The 19,619-nt window shown below is 70.6% G+C and carries 17 protein-coding genes and 1 tRNA gene; 7 read left to right on the top strand and 11 right to left on the bottom strand.

Going from position 1 to position 19,619, the window contains the following annotated elements; translation table 11 throughout:
• Position 1: 1 nt before the first annotated feature.
• The gene (locus tag OG828_RS06515) at positions 2 to 973 is read left to right on the top strand and encodes a carbohydrate ABC transporter permease (protein ID WP_328500414.1); all 972 of its coding nucleotides are present in this window, start codon (positions 2 to 4) and stop codon (positions 971 to 973) included.
• A gap of 41 nt (positions 974 to 1,014) precedes the next feature.
• Positions 1,015 to 1,872, top strand: a complete 858-nt coding sequence (locus OG828_RS06520) for a carbohydrate ABC transporter permease (protein ID WP_328500415.1) — start codon at positions 1,015 to 1,017, stop codon at positions 1,870 to 1,872.
• Positions 1,873 to 1,967: 95 nt separating this feature from the next.
• On the opposite strand, the gene OG828_RS06525 is transcribed toward OG828_RS06520, so the two are convergent.
• Positions 1,968 to 2,756, bottom strand: coding sequence for a DeoR/GlpR family DNA-binding transcription regulator (locus tag OG828_RS06525; protein WP_328500416.1), 789 nt, complete (start codon positions 2,754 to 2,756; stop codon positions 1,968 to 1,970).
• Positions 2,757 to 2,984: 228 nt separating this feature from the next.
• Here OG828_RS06525 and OG828_RS06530 point away from each other — a divergent pair, with 228 nt between their 5' ends.
• Positions 2,985 to 3,128: a hypothetical protein gene (locus OG828_RS06530; protein WP_443062375.1), complete on the top strand. Its 144-nt coding sequence runs from the start codon at positions 2,985 to 2,987 to the stop codon at positions 3,126 to 3,128.
• A gap of 81 nt (positions 3,129 to 3,209) precedes the next feature.
• Here OG828_RS06530 and OG828_RS06535 read toward each other — a convergent pair.
• A tRNA-Pro gene (locus OG828_RS06535) sits at positions 3,210 to 3,283 on the bottom strand.
• 43 nt (positions 3,284 to 3,326) lie between these two features.
• A complete protein-coding gene (locus tag OG828_RS06540) occupies positions 3,327 to 4,760 on the bottom strand; it encodes an MFS transporter (RefSeq protein WP_328500417.1) in 1,434 nt (477 codons plus the stop codon).
• Positions 4,761 to 4,974: 214 nt separating this feature from the next.
• Here OG828_RS06540 and OG828_RS06545 point away from each other — a divergent pair, with 214 nt between their 5' ends.
• Entirely contained in the window at positions 4,975 to 5,553 is a 579-nt protein-coding gene (locus OG828_RS06545; protein WP_328351332.1) for a TetR/AcrR family transcriptional regulator, read from the top strand.
• A 172-nt stretch (positions 5,554 to 5,725) separates the two neighbouring features.
• Here OG828_RS06545 and OG828_RS06550 read toward each other — a convergent pair whose 3' ends face one another.
• The 7 genes from OG828_RS06550 to OG828_RS06580 all read right to left on the bottom strand — a co-directional run bounded on the left by OG828_RS06550 (position 5,726) and on the right by OG828_RS06580 (position 12,339).
• A complete protein-coding gene (locus OG828_RS06550; protein WP_328500418.1) occupies positions 5,726 to 7,054 on the bottom strand; it encodes an MFS transporter in 1,329 nt (442 codons plus the stop codon).
• 133 nt (positions 7,055 to 7,187) lie between these two features.
• On the bottom strand, positions 7,188 to 8,138 hold the full coding sequence (locus OG828_RS06555) for a VOC family protein (RefSeq protein WP_328500419.1): 951 nt from the start codon (positions 8,136 to 8,138) through the stop codon (positions 7,188 to 7,190).
• Positions 8,119 to 9,201, bottom strand: coding sequence for a 4-oxalomesaconate tautomerase (locus OG828_RS06560; RefSeq protein WP_328504814.1), 1,083 nt, complete (start codon positions 9,199 to 9,201; stop codon positions 8,119 to 8,121). Before OG828_RS06560 ends, OG828_RS06555 begins: the two co-directional genes overlap by 20 nt.
• A 26-nt stretch (positions 9,202 to 9,227) precedes the next feature.
• Complete coding sequence (locus OG828_RS06565) at positions 9,228 to 9,932, bottom strand: 4-carboxy-4-hydroxy-2-oxoadipate aldolase/oxaloacetate decarboxylase (protein ID WP_328500420.1); 705 nt, start codon at positions 9,930 to 9,932, stop codon at positions 9,228 to 9,230.
• A complete protein-coding gene (locus tag OG828_RS06570; protein ID WP_328500421.1) occupies positions 9,929 to 10,690 on the bottom strand; it encodes a PIG-L deacetylase family protein in 762 nt (253 codons plus the stop codon). Before OG828_RS06570 ends, OG828_RS06565 begins: the two co-directional genes overlap by 4 nt.
• 46 nt (positions 10,691 to 10,736) lie before the next feature.
• Positions 10,737 to 11,387: a GntR family transcriptional regulator gene (locus tag OG828_RS06575; RefSeq protein WP_328500422.1), complete on the bottom strand. Its 651-nt coding sequence runs from the start codon at positions 11,385 to 11,387 to the stop codon at positions 10,737 to 10,739.
• Positions 11,388 to 11,484: 97 nt separating this feature from the next.
• Complete coding sequence (locus OG828_RS06580; protein WP_328500423.1) at positions 11,485 to 12,339, bottom strand: LysR family transcriptional regulator; 855 nt, start codon at positions 12,337 to 12,339, stop codon at positions 11,485 to 11,487.
• Between the two features lie 68 nt (positions 12,340 to 12,407).
• Here OG828_RS06580 and OG828_RS06585 point away from each other — a divergent pair, with 68 nt between their 5' ends.
• The gene (locus OG828_RS06585) at positions 12,408 to 13,307 is read left to right on the top strand and encodes an EamA family transporter (RefSeq protein ID WP_328500424.1); all 900 of its coding nucleotides are present in this window, start codon (positions 12,408 to 12,410) and stop codon (positions 13,305 to 13,307) included.
• A 62-nt stretch (positions 13,308 to 13,369) separates the two neighbouring features.
• Here the strand turns inward: OG828_RS06585 and OG828_RS06590 are convergent, their stop codons facing one another.
• Positions 13,370 to 14,134 (bottom strand): SIS domain-containing protein, encoded by a 765-nt coding sequence (locus OG828_RS06590; RefSeq protein ID WP_328500425.1) that lies wholly within the window; start codon positions 14,132 to 14,134, stop codon positions 13,370 to 13,372.
• Between the two features lie 157 nt (positions 14,135 to 14,291).
• Here OG828_RS06590 and OG828_RS06595 point away from each other — a divergent pair, with 157 nt between their 5' ends.
• Positions 14,292 to 15,176 (top strand): MurR/RpiR family transcriptional regulator, encoded by an 885-nt coding sequence (locus tag OG828_RS06595; RefSeq protein ID WP_328500426.1) that lies wholly within the window; start codon positions 14,292 to 14,294, stop codon positions 15,174 to 15,176.
• Between the two features lie 121 nt (positions 15,177 to 15,297).
• Complete coding sequence (locus OG828_RS06600) at positions 15,298 to 19,527, top strand: NEW3 domain-containing protein (RefSeq protein ID WP_328500427.1); 4,230 nt, start codon at positions 15,298 to 15,300, stop codon at positions 19,525 to 19,527.
• Positions 19,528 to 19,619 lie beyond the last annotated feature (92 nt).

Genomic DNA, 19,619 nt, shown 5'->3' on the forward strand with positions numbered 1-19,619 from the left:
GGTGGCTGTACAGGACGTCACCACGCGCACCGCGGGGGGCGGGAAGGAGCGGACGTCGGCGGCACCGGCACGCGGTTCCCACCACGGCAGGAACGGTCGCCGCCTGCGGGCACTGGAACCGCTGCTGTGGCTCGGCCCCGCGCTCGTGCTGATCCTCGCCGTGGTCGTCTGGCCCGTCGTCGAAATGGCCCGCACGTCCCTGATGGACATCAGCTCGACCGGACTGACCCGCGGCTTCGCGGGTGGCGCCAACTACGCCGAGCTGTTCGCCGAGCCGGACCTGCCGGGCGTGGTGCTGCGCACCCTGGTCTGGGTGGTGGGCGTGGTCACGGTCACGATCATCGTCTCGCTGGCGCTGGCGCAGTTGCTCAACTCGCGTTTCCCCGGGCGCCGGATGGTCCGCTGGGCGCTGATCGTGCCCTGGGCGGCATCGGTCCTGATGACGGCGCTGACCTGGCGCTGGATGCTCAACAACTTCTACGGCGTCGTCAACCGCGTACTCATGGACGTGGGGATCCTGGACAAACCGGTGAACTGGCTGGCCCACCCGGTCCAGGCGTTCGCCTGGATGATGGCCGTGGCGGTCTTCGTCTCCCTGCCGTTCACCGCGTTCGTCATCCTCTCCGGCCTGGGGACGATCCCGGCCGAGGTGTACGAGGCGGCCCGCCTGGACGGCGCGGGACCGGCCCGCACCTATCTGTCCGTCACGCTGCCCCTGCTTCGCCCCTCCCTGCTGGTCGCCGCCGTCATCAACGTCATCAACGTGTTCAATTCCTTCCCGATCATCTGGGCCATGACCCGCGGCGGTCCCGGCTTCGCCACCGACACGACCACCACCTACATGTACAAGCTCGCGTTCGACAACCAGGCCGTCGGCGAGTCGGCGGCCATGGCCGTCGTGAACTTCGCGCTGATCCTCGTGGTCGTGCTGGTGTATCTGCGCGTCGTCCGCAGGCGAGAGGAGATCGGCTGATGTCCGCCGTCACGGCCCGGTCCACAACAGTCCAATCCGCGATGGCCCGATCCGCAAAGGCCCGGCGGCGTCCGCTGCGGCTGCGCACCGTCGTGCTCACCGGGGTGGGCTGGCTGGTGGCCCTGATGTTCCTGGCGCCGTACCTGCAGATGCTGCTGACGGCTCTGAAGCCGACGCCTGAACTGATGAAGACGCCGCCGTCCTATCTGCCGCAGCGGTGGGAGTGGTCCAACTTCGCCGATGTCTGGTCGCTGAAGGATCCGCCGGTCTCCGACGCGCTCTTGTTCTCGCTGTACGTCGCCGGGATGTCCACGCTCCTCGCACTCGCCGTGGGGCTGCCCGCCGCGTACTACACGGCCCGCCACCGGTTCCGCGGGCGCGGCGCCTTCCTGCTGCTGGTGCTGGTCACCCAGATGTTCGCGCCGACCGCACTACTGGTCGGCATCTACCGGGAGATGGTCAGCCTCGATCTGACCGACACCGCGGAGGGGCTGATCCTGGTCAACGCGGCGTTCAACCTGCCGTTCTGCATCTGGATCCTCAACGCGTACTTCGCGAGCATCCCCAAGGAGCTGGAGGAGGCCGCGTACATGGACGGGGCCGGCCGGCTGGGTGCGATGGTCAGGGTCACCCTTCCGCTGGCGCTGCCCGGAGTGGTGACCGCGCTCGTCTACACGTTCATCGGGGCGTGGAACGAGTACGTCGTCGCCCTCACCATCACCTCTTCCGGCGACCGGACGACGCTGACCAAGGCCATCCCCGGATTCGTCACGGCGTACCAGGAGCAGTGGCAGTACCTCTTCGCCACGTCGTTGATCGCCATCGTGCCGGTCGTCGTCCTGTTCGTCTTCGTGGAGCGCTATCTGATCAGCGGTCTGACGGCCGGCGGCGTCAAGTGATCTGCGGGCGCACACATTTCGCGCCCCCTTTCCTGAGCGGGCTCAGGCCCGGGCGGGCTCCGGACTCGGCGGCGGTGTGCAACACGCGAAGACACTCAAGCCCGAATGATCTTCACGCCGGCAGCGGCGAACGGCTCGGTCAGCTCCGGGCCCGCCGCCTTGTCGGTCACCAGTATGTGGACGTCTTCCACCGGGCAGATCCGCGCGAAAGCCCGCCGACCCAGCTTGGAGGAGTCCGCGACCACGATCACCTGTTGGGCACGTCCGGCCAACGCCCAGTTTATGCCGGCCTCGCCCTCGTCCTGGGCCATCGCCCCGCGCCGGACGTCGATCGCGTCGACGCCGATGAAGGCATGATCGAGCGTGATCTGCGCGAGCATCCCGGTGGCAAGCGGTCCGGTGAGCTCGTACGAGGCCGGGCGGGCCACTCCCCCGGTGAGGACGAGCTTCACATGACGGCGTACGACCAGCTCGTTGGCGATGTTCAGCGCGTTCGTGACGACCGTCAGCGAGGGCACGGCGCCCTCCGTGCTCAGGTCGGGCCTGACGGCCAGCGCCCGGGCGACCGCGGTGGTCGTGGTGCCGCCGTTCAAACCCACCACGGCACCCGCTTTCACCAGGCCCGCCGCCGCGTTGGCGATCCGTTCCTTCTCCGGAGCGTTGCGCGCGGCCTTGTAGCGGAGCGGCAGGTCGTACGCGATGGCGTTGATCACGGCGCCGCCATGGGTACGGGTGACCATTTGCTGGCGCGCCAGCTCATCCAGATCGCGTCGGATCGTGGCGGTGGAGACGCGCAGTGCTTCCGCCGCGGCCTCGACCTCGATCCGTCCGTCGCGCGTCAACAGGTCCAGCAAGGCGCTCCATCTGTCCTGCGGTGCCGCCATGCGTCGTCCCCTGTCCGTGATGGGCGGGCCCGTGACAGCACGAGCCATTGTCCGATTCTCTGAAACACGATGTCTGTTTCCGCAGCTTAGACGGCCGAAGCCAGCACTTCTGCGCACAACCGGTGAGACGGTGCCGCGCATCGGGACGGCCGAGGCGTCTACCGTCCCCGGACCGGCAACAGCATCTTCGCGGGCCTCCGAGTCGCCGGCTTCGGCGGGCTCGCCCCGGTGCCCTGCGATTCCGGGAAGATCAGCGGCAACCAGCGGCGCCCTCAGGGCTACAACCGCCGCCTGCAGGGAGGCTTCTACATGGGCAAGCGCCACAACCAGGCCGTGCTCGCCCATGCCTGCCGCCGCGTCAACGTCCCATGACTGCTGTCACGCCGCTGTCACGTCTCACACGAACACATCCAGCGGGCCTGCCGTTTCCGGCAGACCCGCTGGTGAACACCGTCGGGACGACAGGATTTGAACCTGCGACCCCTTGACCCCCAGTCAAGTGCGCTACCAAGCTGCGCCACGTCCCGGCTGCGCGTCCCGCGAGGTTCCGTGGGAACGCGCAGGTCAACCCTAACGCACGCGTACGGGTGCTGACGCCGTGTCCTCGGCGGCGCGGGCACGCGCGGTCAGGCCGGAGGCTCGTCCGACCGGGACCAGCAGGGCTGCCAGTGCCGCGGCGAGGCAGAGGAGGGCCAGCAGGGCGAAGCCGTGGGTGTAGCCGGATTCGTAGGGCAGGCCGGATGGTTGGAGGTGGCCGGTGACCAGGACGCTGGTGACCGCGGCGCCGATGGAGCCGCCGATGGTGCGGATGTTGGCGTTCATGCCGGTCGCGGCGCCGGTCTGGTCGGCCGGGACGCTGCCGACGATCAGGTTGGCCATGGAGGCGAAGGCCAGTCCGATGCCGAGTCCGAACACGCCTGCCACGAAGGCGACTTGCCACTGCTCGTCGTGCCAGAGGGCGAGGAAGCCGCAGGCGAGGGCGCCGAGCGACGCCCCAGCTGTGAGCAGTGTCTTGGCGCCCAGGACCGGTTCCAGGCGGCCGCTCAGCACGCCGGAGAGGAACATCGCGCCGAGCATCGGCAGCATGAGCAGGCCGGCGGCGGTGACGCTGGAGCCGAAGCCGTATCCGGCGGAGCTGGGCGTCTGCACGAATCCAGGGAGGAAGGACCAGATCGCGTACATGCCCGCGCCGAACAGCAGCGCGGCGGTGTTGGTGGTCCACACGGCGGGCAGCCGCATCACGCGCAGGTCGATCAGCGGCGTGCGCGAGCGGGACTCGGCCAGCAGCCACAGCGCGAAGAGCGCTACGGCGGCGGCGAACAGGCCGATCACCCGGGCCGAGCCCCAGCCCCAGACGCTCGCCTGGCTGAGCGGCAGCAGCAGAGCCACCAGCCAGGCCGACAGCAGCCCGGCGCCGAGCCAATTGACGTTCCCCGCGGCCCGGTTGCGCGACTCGGGTACGTAGCGCAGGGCGATCAGCGTGGTGACGGCGACGATCGCCACGGGGATCCAGAACAGCCAGCGGAAGTCGAGCGCGGACACGATGGGTCCGGCCGCGACCATGCCGACGCCGCCGCCCGCGGCGATCACCGCGGACAGGGTGCTGATGCTGCCGCTCACCTGGGACGGGGCGAACTCGTCCCGGATGATGCCGAAGGAGAGCGGGAACAGCGCGCCGCCGACGCCTTGGACGACCCGGGCGACGATCAATACGCCGATGGTCGGCGCGAGCGCGGCGAGCAGACAGCCGACGGCCACGACGGACAGGACGGCGACGAGGGTGCGTTTCTTGCCGATCAGGTCGCCGACGCGGCCGAGGATCGGTGTGAAGATCGAGGCGGACAGCAGATACGCCGTCATCACCCAGGTCGCGGTGGCCTGCGAGGTGTCGAGCGCGTGCTGGACGGTCGGCAGGGCCGGCGCGATCAGTGACTGCAGCATGGCGAACACGCCGGCACCGCTCGCGAGGACCGCGAAGGTGAGACGGGGGGACTTGCGGGGCATGGAGAGCCTCTCCGAATCCGAACAGGGTGCGGCCGAGAGCGTCCGGTCGCGGACGAGTGAGTGGAAGAGGATGAGTGGAAGAGGGTGAGGGGTCTTCGCGTCGTAGACGTCACGCGTCCACGGCGAACGGACCCCGCACTGCTAAAGTGGAGGTACCCCTCCACTGTAGCGGAGGCATACCTCCGCTTCAACCTGTCCGCCCCGGGAGGCAGCAGTGACGGCCCAGCCGTACCCCGTCAGCGAGATCGTCGCGTCGCGCCGGCCGCACCGTAAGGACGCCGCGCGCAACTACGACGCGCTGCTGGTGGCCGCCCGTGAGGCGTTCGCCGAGCACGGCGCGGAGGCCTCCCTGGAGGACATCGCGCGGCGGGCGGGCGTCGGCATCGGCACGCTGTACCGGAACTTCCCGACCCGCCGCCATCTGTTCGAGAGCGTGTACGCGACCGAGGTGAACGACCTGTGCCAGGTCGCCGTGGAGGTCGCCGGCCAGGAGCCGTGGGAGTCGCTGACCTCGTGGCTGCGGCGGTTCGTCGACTACACCGTCACCAAGCGGGCCATCCGCGAGGCCCTCAACAACGAGTCGGAGATCTTCCTGGCCTGCCGGGAGTCTATGTACGCGGCGGGCGGCCCGCTGTTCCAGCGGGCGCAGGAGGCGGGCGAGGCGCGCAAGGACATGGACTTCGACGACCTGCTGCGGATGGTCTCGGGCATCACCGCGACGAACTTCCTCGACGAGGCCCAGCGCGACCGCGTACTGACCGTCGCGCTCGACGGCGTACGGGCCAGGGACTGAGCGGTCCCCCCAGCCAGGGCAGACGGCGTACGGGCCGGGGACTGAGCCTCGAGCACTCCCCCGGTCAGGGCAGGCGCCGCTGCCCTCTCAGCCCTCACACAGACCGAACGGCGGCCGCCGCATCCCCCACGGCGCCCGGCGTCGGTCCCGCCCCCAGCCCTGCGGGACCACGTCAGTGCGCGGTCGCCAGTTCCTGCTGCGCACCGGCCCCCGTGGACCGCTTCGGGCCACGCAATGAGGCGATGCCGATGAAGACCATGGAGGAGAGGCCGGCGATGGCGAAGGCGGTGAAGCCCCAGTCGCCGTGGTTCGCGGCGAGGAGCTGGCCGCCGAGCCAGGGGCCGAAGACGGCGCCGAAGCGGCCCATGCCGGAGGTCCAGCCGACGGCGGTGGCGCGGCTGTCCGGGGTGGAACGGATGGAGACGGTCGCGTAGATCATCGTCTGGGCGCTGTTGAGGAAGACGCCGGTGAGGAAGACGACGATCATCGTCACGCTCATCGGCATGTGGACGCTGAGCAGGAAGACCCCGGCGGCGGTCAGCGCGAACCAGATCGCCGAGATGCGCGGGGCGCCGAAGCGGTCGGCGGCGCGGCCTGCGACGAGCATGCCCACGATGCCGCCGAGGTTGAAGACGACCACGAAGGACAGGGCCGAGCCCAGCTCGTAGCCCTCGGCGCGCATCAGGGTGGGCAGCCAGGTGGCGACGCCGTAGACGAGCAGCAGTCCCCCGAAGGAGGCCAGCCAGTAGAGCAGGGTCTGGGTCCACTCGCCGCCGCGGAAGAGGGTGACCAGGTTGGTCCAGCGGTCGGCCGCGGCTTGCTTGCCGGGCTTGGCGGCGGGCAGCTCGACCTTGTACCGGACGGCCAGCTCGCGGGCCTCCTCGGTGCGGCCCTTGGCGACGAGGAAGCTCAGCGACTCGGGGAGGAAGCGCGCAAGCACCGGAGCGAAGAGCAGCGGGAGCACGCAGACCCAGAACGCGGCACGCCAGCCGACCGGTTCCACGAGCCACTTGGCGACGTAGGCCGACAGGATGCCGCCGGCGTGGTGGGCAGTCATCAGCAGGCCGATGATGATGGCGCCGCGACCGCGCGGAGCGTAGTCGGAGACCACGCCGATCGCGGTCGGCAGCAGTCCGCCGAGGCCGACGCCCGCCAGGGTCCGGCCGAGGCCGAAGACGGCGACGCTGTCCGCGATGGCGCACACGCCGGAGGCCAGCGAGAAGAGGATCACGCAGGAGACCATGAGCTTCTTGCGCCCGATCCGGTCCGCGACGGTTCCCGCGGCCAGGGCGCCGACCAGCATGCCGAAGGTGGCGTAGCTGCCGAGGTCGCCGGCCTGGTCCGGGGTGAGGCCGAAGGTCGTCGTCTCCAGCAGGTGCGGCAGCACCGAGCCGTAGATGAACATGTCGAGGCCGTCGAAGAGCACGGCCAGCCAGCACAGTCCGACGACCAGGATGGCCAGTCTGCCGCCGCGGGCGGAGAGTGAGGGCGAGGGAGACATCGTTGGTTACCTCTCGTACGTGGTGCGCCAGACGCTAAGAAGTCGACGGGCAAACAGTCAACGTTTTTGTCAACAATCTCATCGACAGTTCGCCGGGCTCCTGTGACCTTCTGTGGGCCGGCTGTGTCCCCGCTCAACCGACCGGCGGCGTCCCGTGCGTATGGAACGACTCGATGGTCTTCAGACCCCAGGCCTGGCCCTTCTTCCGCTCCTCCTCGGTCCAGGTGATCAGCGGCCAGTCGGGAGCCAGGACCAGCCGCGTGAGCGGGTTGCACAGCTCGATGCGGTTGCCACCCGGCTCGTAGACGTAGAGGAAGAACGTCTGCTGGATGGCGTGCTTGTGCGGGCCTGTCTCGATGAACACCCCGCTGTCGATGGCGAGATCGGCGGCGCGCAGGATCTCCTCGCGGGTGTCCGTCGCGAAGGCGATGTGGTGCAGTCGGCCGGTGGAGCCGGTCCAGTCCGAGGTGTAGACGACGTCGTACGACTTGTTCGTGAAGGTCAGCCAACGGGCTGCGATCTTCCCCGTGTCGAGCCGGATCTGCTCCGTGGGTCGTGCGCCGAGGAGCTGTTCCTGGAACTCCGCGTTGGCGAGTACGTCGGCGGCGAGGAAGTTGATGTGGTCGAGCCGGCGTACGCCCACGCCCCGGTTGGGCTTGGCCTGGGGCTGGTTCTTCAGCGCGGGCCGCAACTCCTCGGGGGCTTCGTAGTGTTGGCTCTCCCAGTACAACGCGTGCTCGTGGCCGTCCGGGTCGGTCGTGAGGTAGAGCTTGCCGAGGCCGGGCTCGTCCTCGACCCAGGTGCCGGTGCCGCCGGCGTCCTCGATCGCGCCGACACGCCGCTGAAGGGCCTCCTCGCTGGAGGTGCGCAGTGCGAGCCGGCCGAGGCCCGGCTGTTCGCGGGCCGTGAGGACGAGGCTGTGGTGCTCGTAGTCGTCGAAGGTCCGCAGGTAAACGGTGTCTCCCTGCTGCCCGTTGACGGTCAGCCCCAGGTAGTCGGTGAAGAAGGCGACGCTGGCGTCCAGGTCCGGGGTGAACAGCTGGGCGTGGCCGACATGGGCGATGTCACCGAGCGGCGGGGTCATGGTGTGCCTCCAAGGGTGGTACGGCGGCGCGGGGGAAGACGGTGCCGTCGAAGATCTTCCGTGCGGTGCGCACGACGGCGGTGCGGCGGACCACGGGAACGGTTTCCGCTGATCCGGGCTCCACGCTGGTTTCGATGTCGAGGAATCCGGTGGGGTGCTCGATGCGTACGCGGTCGCTCTGCCCGGGTGGCTCCGCGATCCCCTCCCCCACGCCGCCGGGCACGAGCAGCCCCGCCGCCACGCTCGCGGCGCCCAGGACACCGATGGAGGTGTGGCAGCGGAAGGGGATGAAGGTGCGGGTCGTCACCGCACCGCCGTCCCGGGGCGGCGCGAGCAGGCTGAGCTTGGGCACGGTGGCGCCGTCCACATCGCCGAGGCCCATCAACTTCCCTGCCTCCAGCCGGATTTCACGCAGCCTGCCGGCGAGGGTGACGTTCTCCTCCAGGTCCTTGGGCGCCTCGTAGCCGGTGACTCCCAGGGCGGAGGCGGGGATCAGCACGGTCGGCATCCCGTTGTCCACGCAGGTGACCTCGGTGCCGGCGACGGTGTCGCGGACGTGACCGGTGGGCAGCAGCGGGCCGGCGCCCGGCGGGAACTCGATCACGACGGCAGCCGCCGTGCCCGGCACCCCGGAGATCTCCGCGGAGCCGGTGTAGTCGACCCGGCCACCAGGGGTGGGGAAGGTCGCGACGGCCAGCTCTCCGGTGTTGAGCATCCGGATGCGTACGGTCGTCTCGGCGTCGTCCGCGTGGACCAGGCCGCGTTCCACGGCGAAGGGACCGACCCCGGCGAGGATGTTGCCGCAGTTCTGCCGGTCCGTCACTTCGGGGCGGTCGACGGCGACTTGGAGGAACAGGAAGTCGACGTCCGCCTCGGGGCCGGCCGAGCGGGAGACGACGGCCACCTTGCTGGTGAGCGGGTGCGCGCCGCCCAGGCCGTCGATCTGGCGCGGGTCGGGGCTGCCCATGACCCGCAGCAGCAGGTCGTCGCGGTCCCCGGGATCGGCGGGCAGGTCGTCGGCGAGGAAGTAGGCGCCTTTGGAGGTGCCGCCGCGCATCAGCATGCAGGGCACCTCCTCGGGCCCGCGGCTCACGACCGCTCCCCCGTGTATTCCTCGTACGTCCGGTACTCGACGCCGAGCCGCCGCAACGTGTCCCGCAACCCGTAGCGGTCCAGGCCCAGTTGACCGTCGAGGAAGGCGGCGCGGGCCTTTGCCTCCTTGGCCTCGCGGGCCTCGGACGCCTCGACGGTGGCGCGGGCACGCTCGCGCGGGACGACCACCACGCCGTCGTCGTCGGCGAGCATCACATCGCCGGGGCGGATCACCTGGCCGTCGATCGCGACCGGGACGTTGACCGAGCCGCCGGTGGCCTTGACCGTGCCCTGCGCGGAGACCGCCCGGGACCAGGCCGGGAAGTTCATCTCACGCAGCTCCTGGGTGTCGCGGACACCGGCGTTGCTGACCAGGCCGCGGACGCCCCGCCGTTGCAGCGCGGTGGCGAACAGTTCGCCGAACATGCCGTCGGTGGACGGGGAGGTGGTGGTGACGACGAGGATGTCGCCCTCGCCGCACTGATCGACGGCCGCGTGGATCATGAGGTTGTCGCCGGGCCAGCTGAGCACGGTGACGGCCGTTCCGGCGACGCGCACACCCTGCTGGATGGGGCGGATGCCGGGGCCGAGCAGACCGGTGCGTCCCAGCGCCTCGCTCACGGTGGCCACGCCGAATCCGGCGAGCGCCTCGACGTCCTTGGCGTCGGCCTTCGGCGGGTCGGTGACGATCACGCCGCTCATGCCAGCTCCTTCGCGATCTGCGGGTAGGGACGCATGAACGCCTCGGCCATGGTCTTGTGGGCGAGGCCCAGGTTGGGTCCAGCGTTGCGCTTGAGCTGGACGCCGCGGCGCACGGCGAGGTCGGTGTAGTAGTCCCACAGGTGCTGCTGGGCCCCGAGGCACTCCATCGCCTTGCGCTTGGTGTCCCACACCTCGGTGATGTCTAGCAGGACCTCGGGCTTGAAGCCGCTCATCTCGGGCTGGTGCGGCTCGAAGTAGAAGACCGGCGGGGCGCCGATGATGTCGCCCTCGCCGGGGTAGCCGATGGCCTGGGCGAGGATCCGGGCTTCCAGGGCCATGCGGTGGGCGGCCGGGTGGTCGCCGTTGTACGGGTCCTCCGTCGGGTGAGTGAGGACGACATCGGGCTGCGTCTCGCGGTAGACCTCGACGAGTCGGTCGGTCAACTCCGCTGTGGGGACCAGCGGATAGTCGCCGGCGTCGAAGAAGCGGACCTCGGCGCCGAGGGTTTCGGCAGCGTGCTCGGCCTCGTCCCGGCGTATCGCCTTGATCTCCTCCAGCTGCTTGCCCTCGCGCCATGCCTTGGCGGACTCGCCGCGCTCGCCGAAGGTCAGGCAGGCGATGGTGACCTTCTCCCCCCGTGAGGTGGCCAGGGCGATGGCTCCACCGGTCCGCCACACGAAGTCCCCGGCGTGTGCGGTGACGACGAGGGTCGACCGTGGTGGTGGGGTGGTGGTGGCGGGCGCTTCGGCATGCGTCATTGCGGAAATCTCCTTGGTGGACAGAGGGGCGCCCGCCCCGCGTGAGTCAGTCCTGCAACGCTTCGATCACGCTGGTGAGGTGGGCGCGGACGGCCGCTTCGGCCGCCTGGGGGTCCCTGGACCTGATCGCCTCGATCATCGCCAGATGCTCGTTCAGGGAGTGCTGCGGACGACCGGGCCGCAGCGCCAACTGGAAGCGGTGGCGCACCAGTTGGGCGTTCAGCCGCTCCAGCAGTTCCACGGCCGTGCGCTGGCCGGAGAACTCCCGGATCCTGGCGTGCAGTTCCTGATTCAGTTCGGAGTACGTCATCGGCTCGCCGTCGGCCACGGCCTTGCTCATCGCCGTGCCGAGGTCCGTCAGTTCCGTCAGCTGATCGTCGCTGGCCGCGACGGCCGCCTTCGCCGCGCAGAGCCCCTCGAGCACCATCCGGCACTCGGTGATGGCGACCGCTTCCTCCACGGTCACCACCCGCACCCGCGAGCCGCGGTTGCGGATCCGCTCCACGAGGCCCTGGGCCTCCAGATCGATGAGTGCCGCACGGATGCTCGCCCGTGTCACATCGAACTGCTCGGCGAGTTCGTTCTCCACCAGTCGCTGTGCCGGTGCCATCTCGCCGTGCAGGATCGCCTGCCGCAGCTGCGCGAGCGCGTGCTGCTTGGCCTGCTCTCCGGTGCTCGGACGGGCTTGTTTCGGCATCGTGTGCCCTCCCTGAGTGAGTGCCTGTCGAACGTAAATCTAGCCAAACAGAATTGTCAACAATTTTGTCCGGCGTATTGCCGTACCGGTCGGCGCCTCAGCCCTCGCGGTACAGCTCGGTGACCAGTTCCATCACGGCCTGCGCGGCGGGATGCGGGTCGTCCCGCCACCAGGCCAGACGTACGGCGATCGGCTCGGCGTCCCGCACCGGGCGGTACACGACGCCGGGCCGCGGATACTGGTTGGCGGTGGACTCGGCCGTGATGCCGATGCCACGGCCCGCGGAGATCACGGTGAGCCAGTCGTCGATGTCGTGCGTCTCCTCGATGGCCGGGCGGGAGTCCGGCGGCCACAGGTCCGCGGTCGTGGTGCCGGTGCGACGGTCGACGAGGAGCGTGCGCCCGGCGAGGTCGGCCAGCCGGACCGAGCGGCGCCGGGCCAGCGGATCGTCACCGGCCACCGCGCACAGCCGCCGCTCCAGACCGACGATGGCCGACTCGAACCGCCGGTCGTCCACGGACCGCCGTACGAGGGCCAGGTCGCAGGCGCCCTCCGCGAGTCCGGCCGTGCCCGAGTTGACGCGCACGAGGTGCAGATCGGTCTCCGGACGCAGCACGGCCCAGCGGCGCTGGAAGGCGACGGTGTGCCGGCCGAGCGCGGACCAGGCGTAGCCGATCCGCAGTTGGGCATGGCCGGACGCGGCCTCGCGCACCAGGTCGTCCACCTCGGCGAGCACACGCCGGGCGTGCGCCACCACCCGCACCCCGGCTCCGGTCGGGGTCACCTCGCGCGAGGTCCGCCGCAACAGCCGTACGCCCAGGGCGTTTTCCAGCGAGGCCAGGGTGCGGGAGACGGCGGCCTGGGAGACGTCGAGGGCGAGGGCGGCGTCGGTGAAGGTGCCCTCGTCGACGATCGCGACGAGACAGCGCAGCTGCCGCAGTTCCACATCCATGCGTATAGCGTATAGATCCCGAGCCGGATGCATTTTGCGCAAGTACGGAACGGGCGCACGATCGGAGCATGCAAGGAGCACCCGCACGCCCCGCCGCGTCCCCGTCCGCCGCCGGACCGCTCCCGGACCCGAAACGACTCCCGCTCGCCGGGGTGGCCACGATGGCGGGCAGCGGGCTGTCCAACCAGATCGGGGCCGCGATCGGCTCGCTCGCGTTCCCCGTGATCGGTCCCGTCGGTGTCGTCGCGGTGCGCCAGTACGTCGCCGCGGCCGTCCTGTTGGCCGTGGGCAGGCCGCGGCTGCGGTCATTCACCTGGGGGCAGTGGTGGCCGGTGCTGCTGCTGGCCGTGGTCTTCGGGACGATGAACCTGTCCCTGTACAGCGCCATCGACCGCATCGGCCTCGGGCTGGCGGTGACGCTGGAGTTTCTGGGTCCGCTGAGCATCGCGCTGGCGGCCACCCGGCGGCGTCTGGACGCGTGCGGGGCGCTGCTCGCCGCGGCGGGGGTCGTCGTCCTGATGCGGCCGCAGCCGTCGGCCGACTATCTCGGCATGGGGCTGGCGCTGCTCGCGGCGCTGTGCTGGGCGTCGTACATCCTGCTCAACCGGACCGTCGGACGGCGCGTCCCGGGAGCGCAGGGTTCGGCAGCCGCGGCCGGGCTGTCCGCGCTGATGTTCCTGCCGGTCGGGGTCGTCGTGGCGGTTCAGCATCCGCCGACCCTGATGGCCGCGGGGTGTGCTGTGGCCGCGGGGGTGTTGTCCTCGGCGGTGCCGTATCTGGCCGACCTGTTCGCGCTGCGACGGGTGCCGGCGGCGGCGTTCGGGCTGTTCATGAGCGTCAATCCGGTGCTCGCCGCGGTGGTCGGATGGGTCGCCCTTGGTGAGGGGCTGGGGTGGATGGAGTGGGCGGGTATCACAGCGGTTGTCGTCGCGAATGCGCTCAGCGTGCTCGCTCGGTCGGGCAGGTAGTTCTTCGTCTGCGGCGCCGTCGTGGCTGTTCGCGCAGTTCCCCGCGCCCCTTTGGGGCGCTACTAGCTCGCGGTGCGACGGATGCGGCCCGCGTAGCGCTTCTCCAGGTCCAGGTTGCCCTCGAAGCCGCCCGGTACGTTCGCTGAGACGTATACCGGGGGGCGGTCGCCGGACGCGAGGAGGAGGGAGGCCGCCTCGGCGACTGTCATCTGGATCAGCATCACGCCGGTGAGGGTGGACAGGGCGCAGATGGCGCCGCCGCCGGGGAGTTCGAGGAGGGCGTCGCCGCGTGGGGCCGCGTTGTCGAGGACCACGTCGGCGATGTCGGCGAGCTTCTTGCCGCTCGGGTGGGCGGCGGGGACGGCCCGGGTGTGGGGGAGAGAGGTGATGGCCAGGAGCCAGTGACCTTTTTCCTTGGCGTGCAGGGCCATTTCGACGATGACGTTGTTGACGCCGGAGTTGGAGATGATGACGAAGAGGTCCTCCGGTCGGGGGGCGGCGAGGTCGTAGATCCGCTGGGCGACTCCCGCCTGGCGCTCCAGGAGCGGGTCGTCGAGGACGCTGGGCGGATCACCGCCGTAGAGGACGAGGTCGGCGATGCTGAGGCGGTTCGTGGGGACCAGTCCCCCGGCGCGGCCCGCGAGTTCGAGGACCATGGCCTGGGAGTGGCCGGTGCCGAAGGCATGGATGACGCCGTCCGAGCGCACGCACTGGGCGATCAGTTCGGCGGCGCGCGTCACCTCGCCGCCGGCGGACTCGGTGATGCGGTGGAGGGCGGCCATGCCCTCGCGGGCGAAGCCCTGGGCGCTCACGGACTCGACGGACACGGGATACTCCCCACTGGTGGATTGAACCACCTCACACAACAGCGCAGGTGAATCAATAAATCACACGCCGTGGGTCGCGAGCAATGCGGAAGCGCACCCTGCCGTTGGGTCCTGGAATTCAATCGGTGACCTGAACGGTGGCTGTTACCTTCGTCGTATGCCTGCCACGGACGTCACCACACTGATCCGCACCGAGCTGCCCCGGCTGGCCGGCTCATTGCGGAAGGTCGGCGAGCTGATCCTGGAGGATCCGGCCGCCGTCACCCACTGCTCGGCCGCCGAGCTGGGCCGCCGGACCGGCACCTCCCAGGCGACGGTGACCCGGTTCTGCCGGGCCATCGGGCTCGACTCCTATCAGCATCTGCTGATCGAACTGGCCCAGGAGCGCGGCCGCGGCGAGGTCTCGGACTGGGGCACCGCCGAGATCGGCCCCGACATCGCCCCCGACGACAGCCTGGAACGGGTCGTGCAGGTCGTCGGCACCGCGGATCTGCGCGCGGTCCAGCAGACCATCGACCGGATGGATCTCGACGCCGTCGAGCGCGCGGCCCAGGCCACGGCCCGTGCGCGCCGTATCGACGTGTACGGAGTCGGCGGCAGCGGGGCCCTGGCGCAGGAGACCGAGACCCGGCTGTTCCGCATCGGCTGCGCGGTGCGAGGTTGGACCGAGGTGCATGGCGCGGCCACTTCCGCCGCCCTGCTCACCCCGGCGGACGTCGCCATCGGCATCTCGCACTCCGGAGCGACCCGGGAGACCATCGAGCCGTTCGAGATGGCCAAGGAGCGCGGTGCCACCACCGTGGCGATCACGTCCGACGCCCGTTCCCCGCTTGCCAAGGCCGCAGACATCCGGCTCATCATCTCCTCCTCGGAGACCAGCTTCCGCGCCGAGAGCATCGGCAGTCGGCACTCCTCCCTGCTCCTCATCGACTGCCTGTACGTCCGCGTCGCCCAGCTCTCCTACCAGCGGGCCAGCGCCTCCCTGGCGCTGACCGACCACATCACTCCGCGGCATGCGGTGAAGTCCCGGCGCACTCGCTGAGCCGACCGGTCAGCGCGACCGCCGTGCATGGATGAACCACCGAGGAAACCTCTGGATGGTTGTTTGAATCATCCCCTCGGTGCCAGGATGGGGCTCCCCGCCGAGCACTCGTAGGAGCCCCATGCGCGTCCTCTCTGTCGAGTCCACCGACCTGTTCGTCGGTACCGCCGAGCAGCCGCACCAGGTCGTGATCGCCGTGATCGAGCACGTCCCGGGCAGGCCGGTCCGCCTCGCCGTGGCGGGTGCGGAGGTGAGCGGCGTGGCGCTCGCCGCCGTCGGCGAGGACGGCACCGTACGCGTCGAGATACCCGTGTCCGTCGACGGCCTCGCGCCCGGCGACCGCCGCGAGATCACGGTCACCGCCACCGACGAGGACCAAGTGGCCCGGCACACCGCCGAATTCACGGCGGCGGAGCCCGGCTGGACCATGTTCATGGTCAGCCACTTCCACTACGACCCCGTCTGGTGGAACACCCAGGGCGCCTACACGGAGACCTGGGACGTGGCCGACGACCCGGCGAGGACCGGTCTTCCGGCCCGCACCTTCGACTCGCGCGGCCAGTCCGGGATGAGCCTCGTCCGGGCCCACTGCGATCTGGCGCGGCGCGATCCGGCGTACACCTTCGTGCTCGCCGAGGTCGACTACCTCAAGCCCTACTGGGACGCCTTCCCCGAAGAGCGCGCGTTCCTACGGCAGTTGCTGCGCACCGGGCGGATCGAGATCATGGGCGGCACCTACAACGAGCCCAACACCAACCTCACCGGCGCCGAGGCCACCATCCGCAACGCCGTCTACGGCGACGGCTTCCAGCGCGGGATTCTCGGCGCCTCCCCCGAGACGGCGTGGCAGCTCGACGCCTTCGGGCACGATCCGCAGTTCCCGGGGCTGATGGCGGACGCCGGGATCTCCTCCAGTTCGTGGGCGCGCGGGCCGTTCCATCAGTGGGGACCGACCCTCTCGGTGTTCGGCGAGGAGCCCCGGGATCCGGGGCGGATGCAGTTCCCGTCTGAGTTCAACTGGATCGCCCCGTCCGGGCGCGGACTGCTCACGGCGTACATGGTCAACCACTACGGCGCCGGCTGGGCGATCGACAACGCGCCCACGCTGCCGGAGGCGGAAGCAGCCGCGCACAAGCTCTTCCAGGGGCTCAAGAAGGTCGCGCTCACCCGCAACGTCCTGCTCCCGGTCGGCGGCGACTACGCCCCGCCGTGCCGCTGGGTGATGGACATCCACCGGGACTGGAACGCCCGTTACGTCTGGCCGCGCTTCATCAGCGCCGTGCCCCGCGACTTCTTCGCCGCCGTACGGGACGAGCTGGAAGCCGAGGGGCGGAAGGCCTCGCCGCAGACGCGGGACATGAACCCCGTCTACACCGGCAAGGACGTCTCCTACATCGACACCAAGCAGGCCCAGCGGTACGGCGAGACGCTCCTCGCCGACGCGGAGGCCTGGGCGACACTCGCCTCGCTCGTCACCGGGCACCCCTATCCGGACGCGGCGCTCGACAAGGCGTGGCGGCAGCTGATCTACGGCGCCCATCACGACGCGATCACCGGCTCGGAGTCGGACCAGGTCTACATCGATCTGCTCACCGGCTGGCGGGAGTTGTGCGACCTCGCCGAGACGGTGCACGCCGACGCGACTCAGGCCCTCGCCGACGCCGTGACGCCCGCCGACGGGGCGGCGGACCTGGTCGTCTTCAACCCGGCGACCTGGGAGCGGCGGGACGTCCTGACGGTCGCGGACCCCGGACAGGTCCCGCTGGACGACACCGGCCACCCCCTGCCCGCCGTGCGCGAGGACGGCCAACTGCACGTAGTCGTCCCGGAGTTGCCCGGCATGGGCCTCAAGGCACTCCCCCTCGCCGAGGGCACCGTGCCCGAGTGGACGAGCGGCGAGGGCAACACCATCCGCAACGAGTTCTACGAGGTGACAGTCGATCCCGCGCGCGGCGGCGCCGTCAGCAGCCTGCGCGTACTGACCGAGGGCGGGCGGGAGTTGCTGCGCCCCGGTGACATCGGCAACGAACTCGTCGTCCAGGAGGAGTACCCGAGGCACCCCCGCTTCGGTGAAGGCCCCTGGCATCTCACCCCCACCGGCACCACCGCCGCCCGCAGCGGGGACGTACGCGCGGACATCACTGTCGAGCAGTCCGCCGCCGGATCACGGATCACCGTCAGCGCCGACCTCGGTCTCTTCCGGTACACGCAGCGGCTGTGTCTGTGGCGGGGCGTCGACCGGCTGGACGTGTCCACCACCATCGACGGGTACGACGGCGCCGACCGACTCATCCGGGTCCGCTGGCCGTCGAACGTCCAGGGCGGGCTGCCGGTGCACGAGGTGGCGGATGCCGTGATCGGGCGTGGGTTCGGGTTCGTGGAGGTGGACAGCGAGCGGTTCCCGTGGACGCTGGACAACCCGGCGAACACCTGGTTCGCCCTGGGCTCCACGGCCCGCGTGGCGCTGAGCGACGACACGGGCAGGTTCCTCGGGCACCGCTCGATCGGAGTCGCCGAACTCGTCTACGCGGACTGGGACGAGGCCGGGGAACTCGGCACCCCGCTCGCGGCGGCCCTGGTACGCGCGGGAGTCACCGCGACCTCGACGATCGCCGGCGGGCCCCGGTACGGGGACCTGGAGGTGGACTCCAACCTGCCCGACATCCGGATCGCCGTCGGCGGCCCCGACCGCAACTCCCTGGTCGCCGAGGCCCTCGGCTGGGATCCCGCCGCCGGACGCGAGCTGCGGCGACAACTGGCCGAGCGCGGGATGGCGGCCGTGTGGGTGGCGCCGCGTGCCGGGCTGCGCGAGGAATGGGTGCCCGGAGCGGACCTCCGCGACCTCGAACGGCTGCCGCTGCTCGTGGTGGCGGGCGCCCGCCCCGAGGACGACGCCAAGGCGGTCGACGCGCTGATCGCCGACCTGGACGACGCCGTCGTACACGCCACGGCGGCGGGCGGCGGCGAGGCGCTGCCGCCGGGCGACGCCTGGGACGGGCACGGCTTCGCCGTCCTCAACCGCGGCACGCCCGGCTGTGTGGTCACCGCCTCCGGCGACCTCTACATGTCCCTGATGCGCTCCTGCACCGGCTGGCCCTCCGGCATCTGGATCGACCCGCCGCGTCGCACCACCCCCGACGGCTCGGGGTTCCAACTCCAGCGCTGGTCCCACACGTTCGAGTACGCCGTCGTCGCGGGCGAGGGCGACTGGCGGGAGCTGGGACTGCCCCGGGCCGGCCATGAGTTCAACCACCCACTCACCGCACGGATCCGGCAGTCCTCCGACGAACCCGGGATACCGAGGACGGCGACCCTGCTCTCCCTCGAACCCGCGGGCGAGGTACTGCTCGACGCCCTCAAGCCGCTCGGCTCCCCACTCGCCCGCGGCAGCGCGGCACCCGCGGACCCGGGCCGCGGAGTCGTCGTGCGGATGCACGAGGTCAACGGACGGCCGGTGCACGCGCACGTGCAGGGTCCGCGGGACTGGGCGGAGGGCACGCGGGCGGACGTACTCGAGACGCCGGGCAAACCCCTGGCACCCAATGCCGACGGCGGTCTCGATCTGAGCCTCACCGGCTTCGAGGTCGCCACGGTCCTCGCCAGGGCCACCGCCGCCCGTACGTCCGACGGTCCCACCGTCGCCGCCCACGAGCCCGCCCAGCCGATCCACACCCGCTACTGGCTCCACAACTCCGGCCCCGCCCCTCGCGGCAACATGCCGGTCTCGGTCTTCCTCTCCCCCACCGCCCTCACCGCCACCGGCCCGGTCACGGCCACCGTCCGCATCGGCTCAGAGCTCACCGACGCCCCGACATGGGGCACCGTGACCCTGCACGCACCACCCGGCTGGTCCACCACCCCCGCCGAACTCCCCTACGCCCTGGGCCCCGGCGGCTTCACCCTCACCGAGATCACGGTGACCCCGCCCCCCGACCCCGAGGCGGGCCGGCACTGGCTCGCTGCCCGGCTGCAGTACGGAGGGCAGGTGTACGAGGATGTCGTGGCCCTCGACGTGCCAGGCACCCCGCCAGGCCCAACTCTCCTACCAGCACTTGGCGTTGAGCGCATCGCCGTACCCCGCGGTGAGCGCGTCCGAGTCCCGGTCACCGTCCACAACACCACCCGCGGCACCGTCAACGGAACCCTGTGGGCCGTGTCCTCCTGGGGAACCTGGGCCGGAGTCACCCCCGCCTGCCAGGGCTTCACGGTGGCCGCCGGGGAACACCTGGAGTGCGTGATCGAGGTGGACGGCGGCGCGGTGCCGCCGGGCTCGTACTGGCTGATGGCAAAACTCGCCTGGCACGGCTGCGTCGCCTACACGCACGCCGTGGAACTGGAGGTGAGCCCATGACGGAACACGCGGCGCTGATACACGGCGAGCCGATCCCAAGGGAACGTGTGAACGCCTTCTTGGCAGCGCCCCGTAGGGGCGCGGGGAACTGC

It is taken from the genome of Streptomyces sp. NBC_00457 (assembly GCF_036014015.1).
GTDB lineage: Bacteria > Actinomycetota > Actinomycetes > Streptomycetales > Streptomycetaceae > Streptomyces.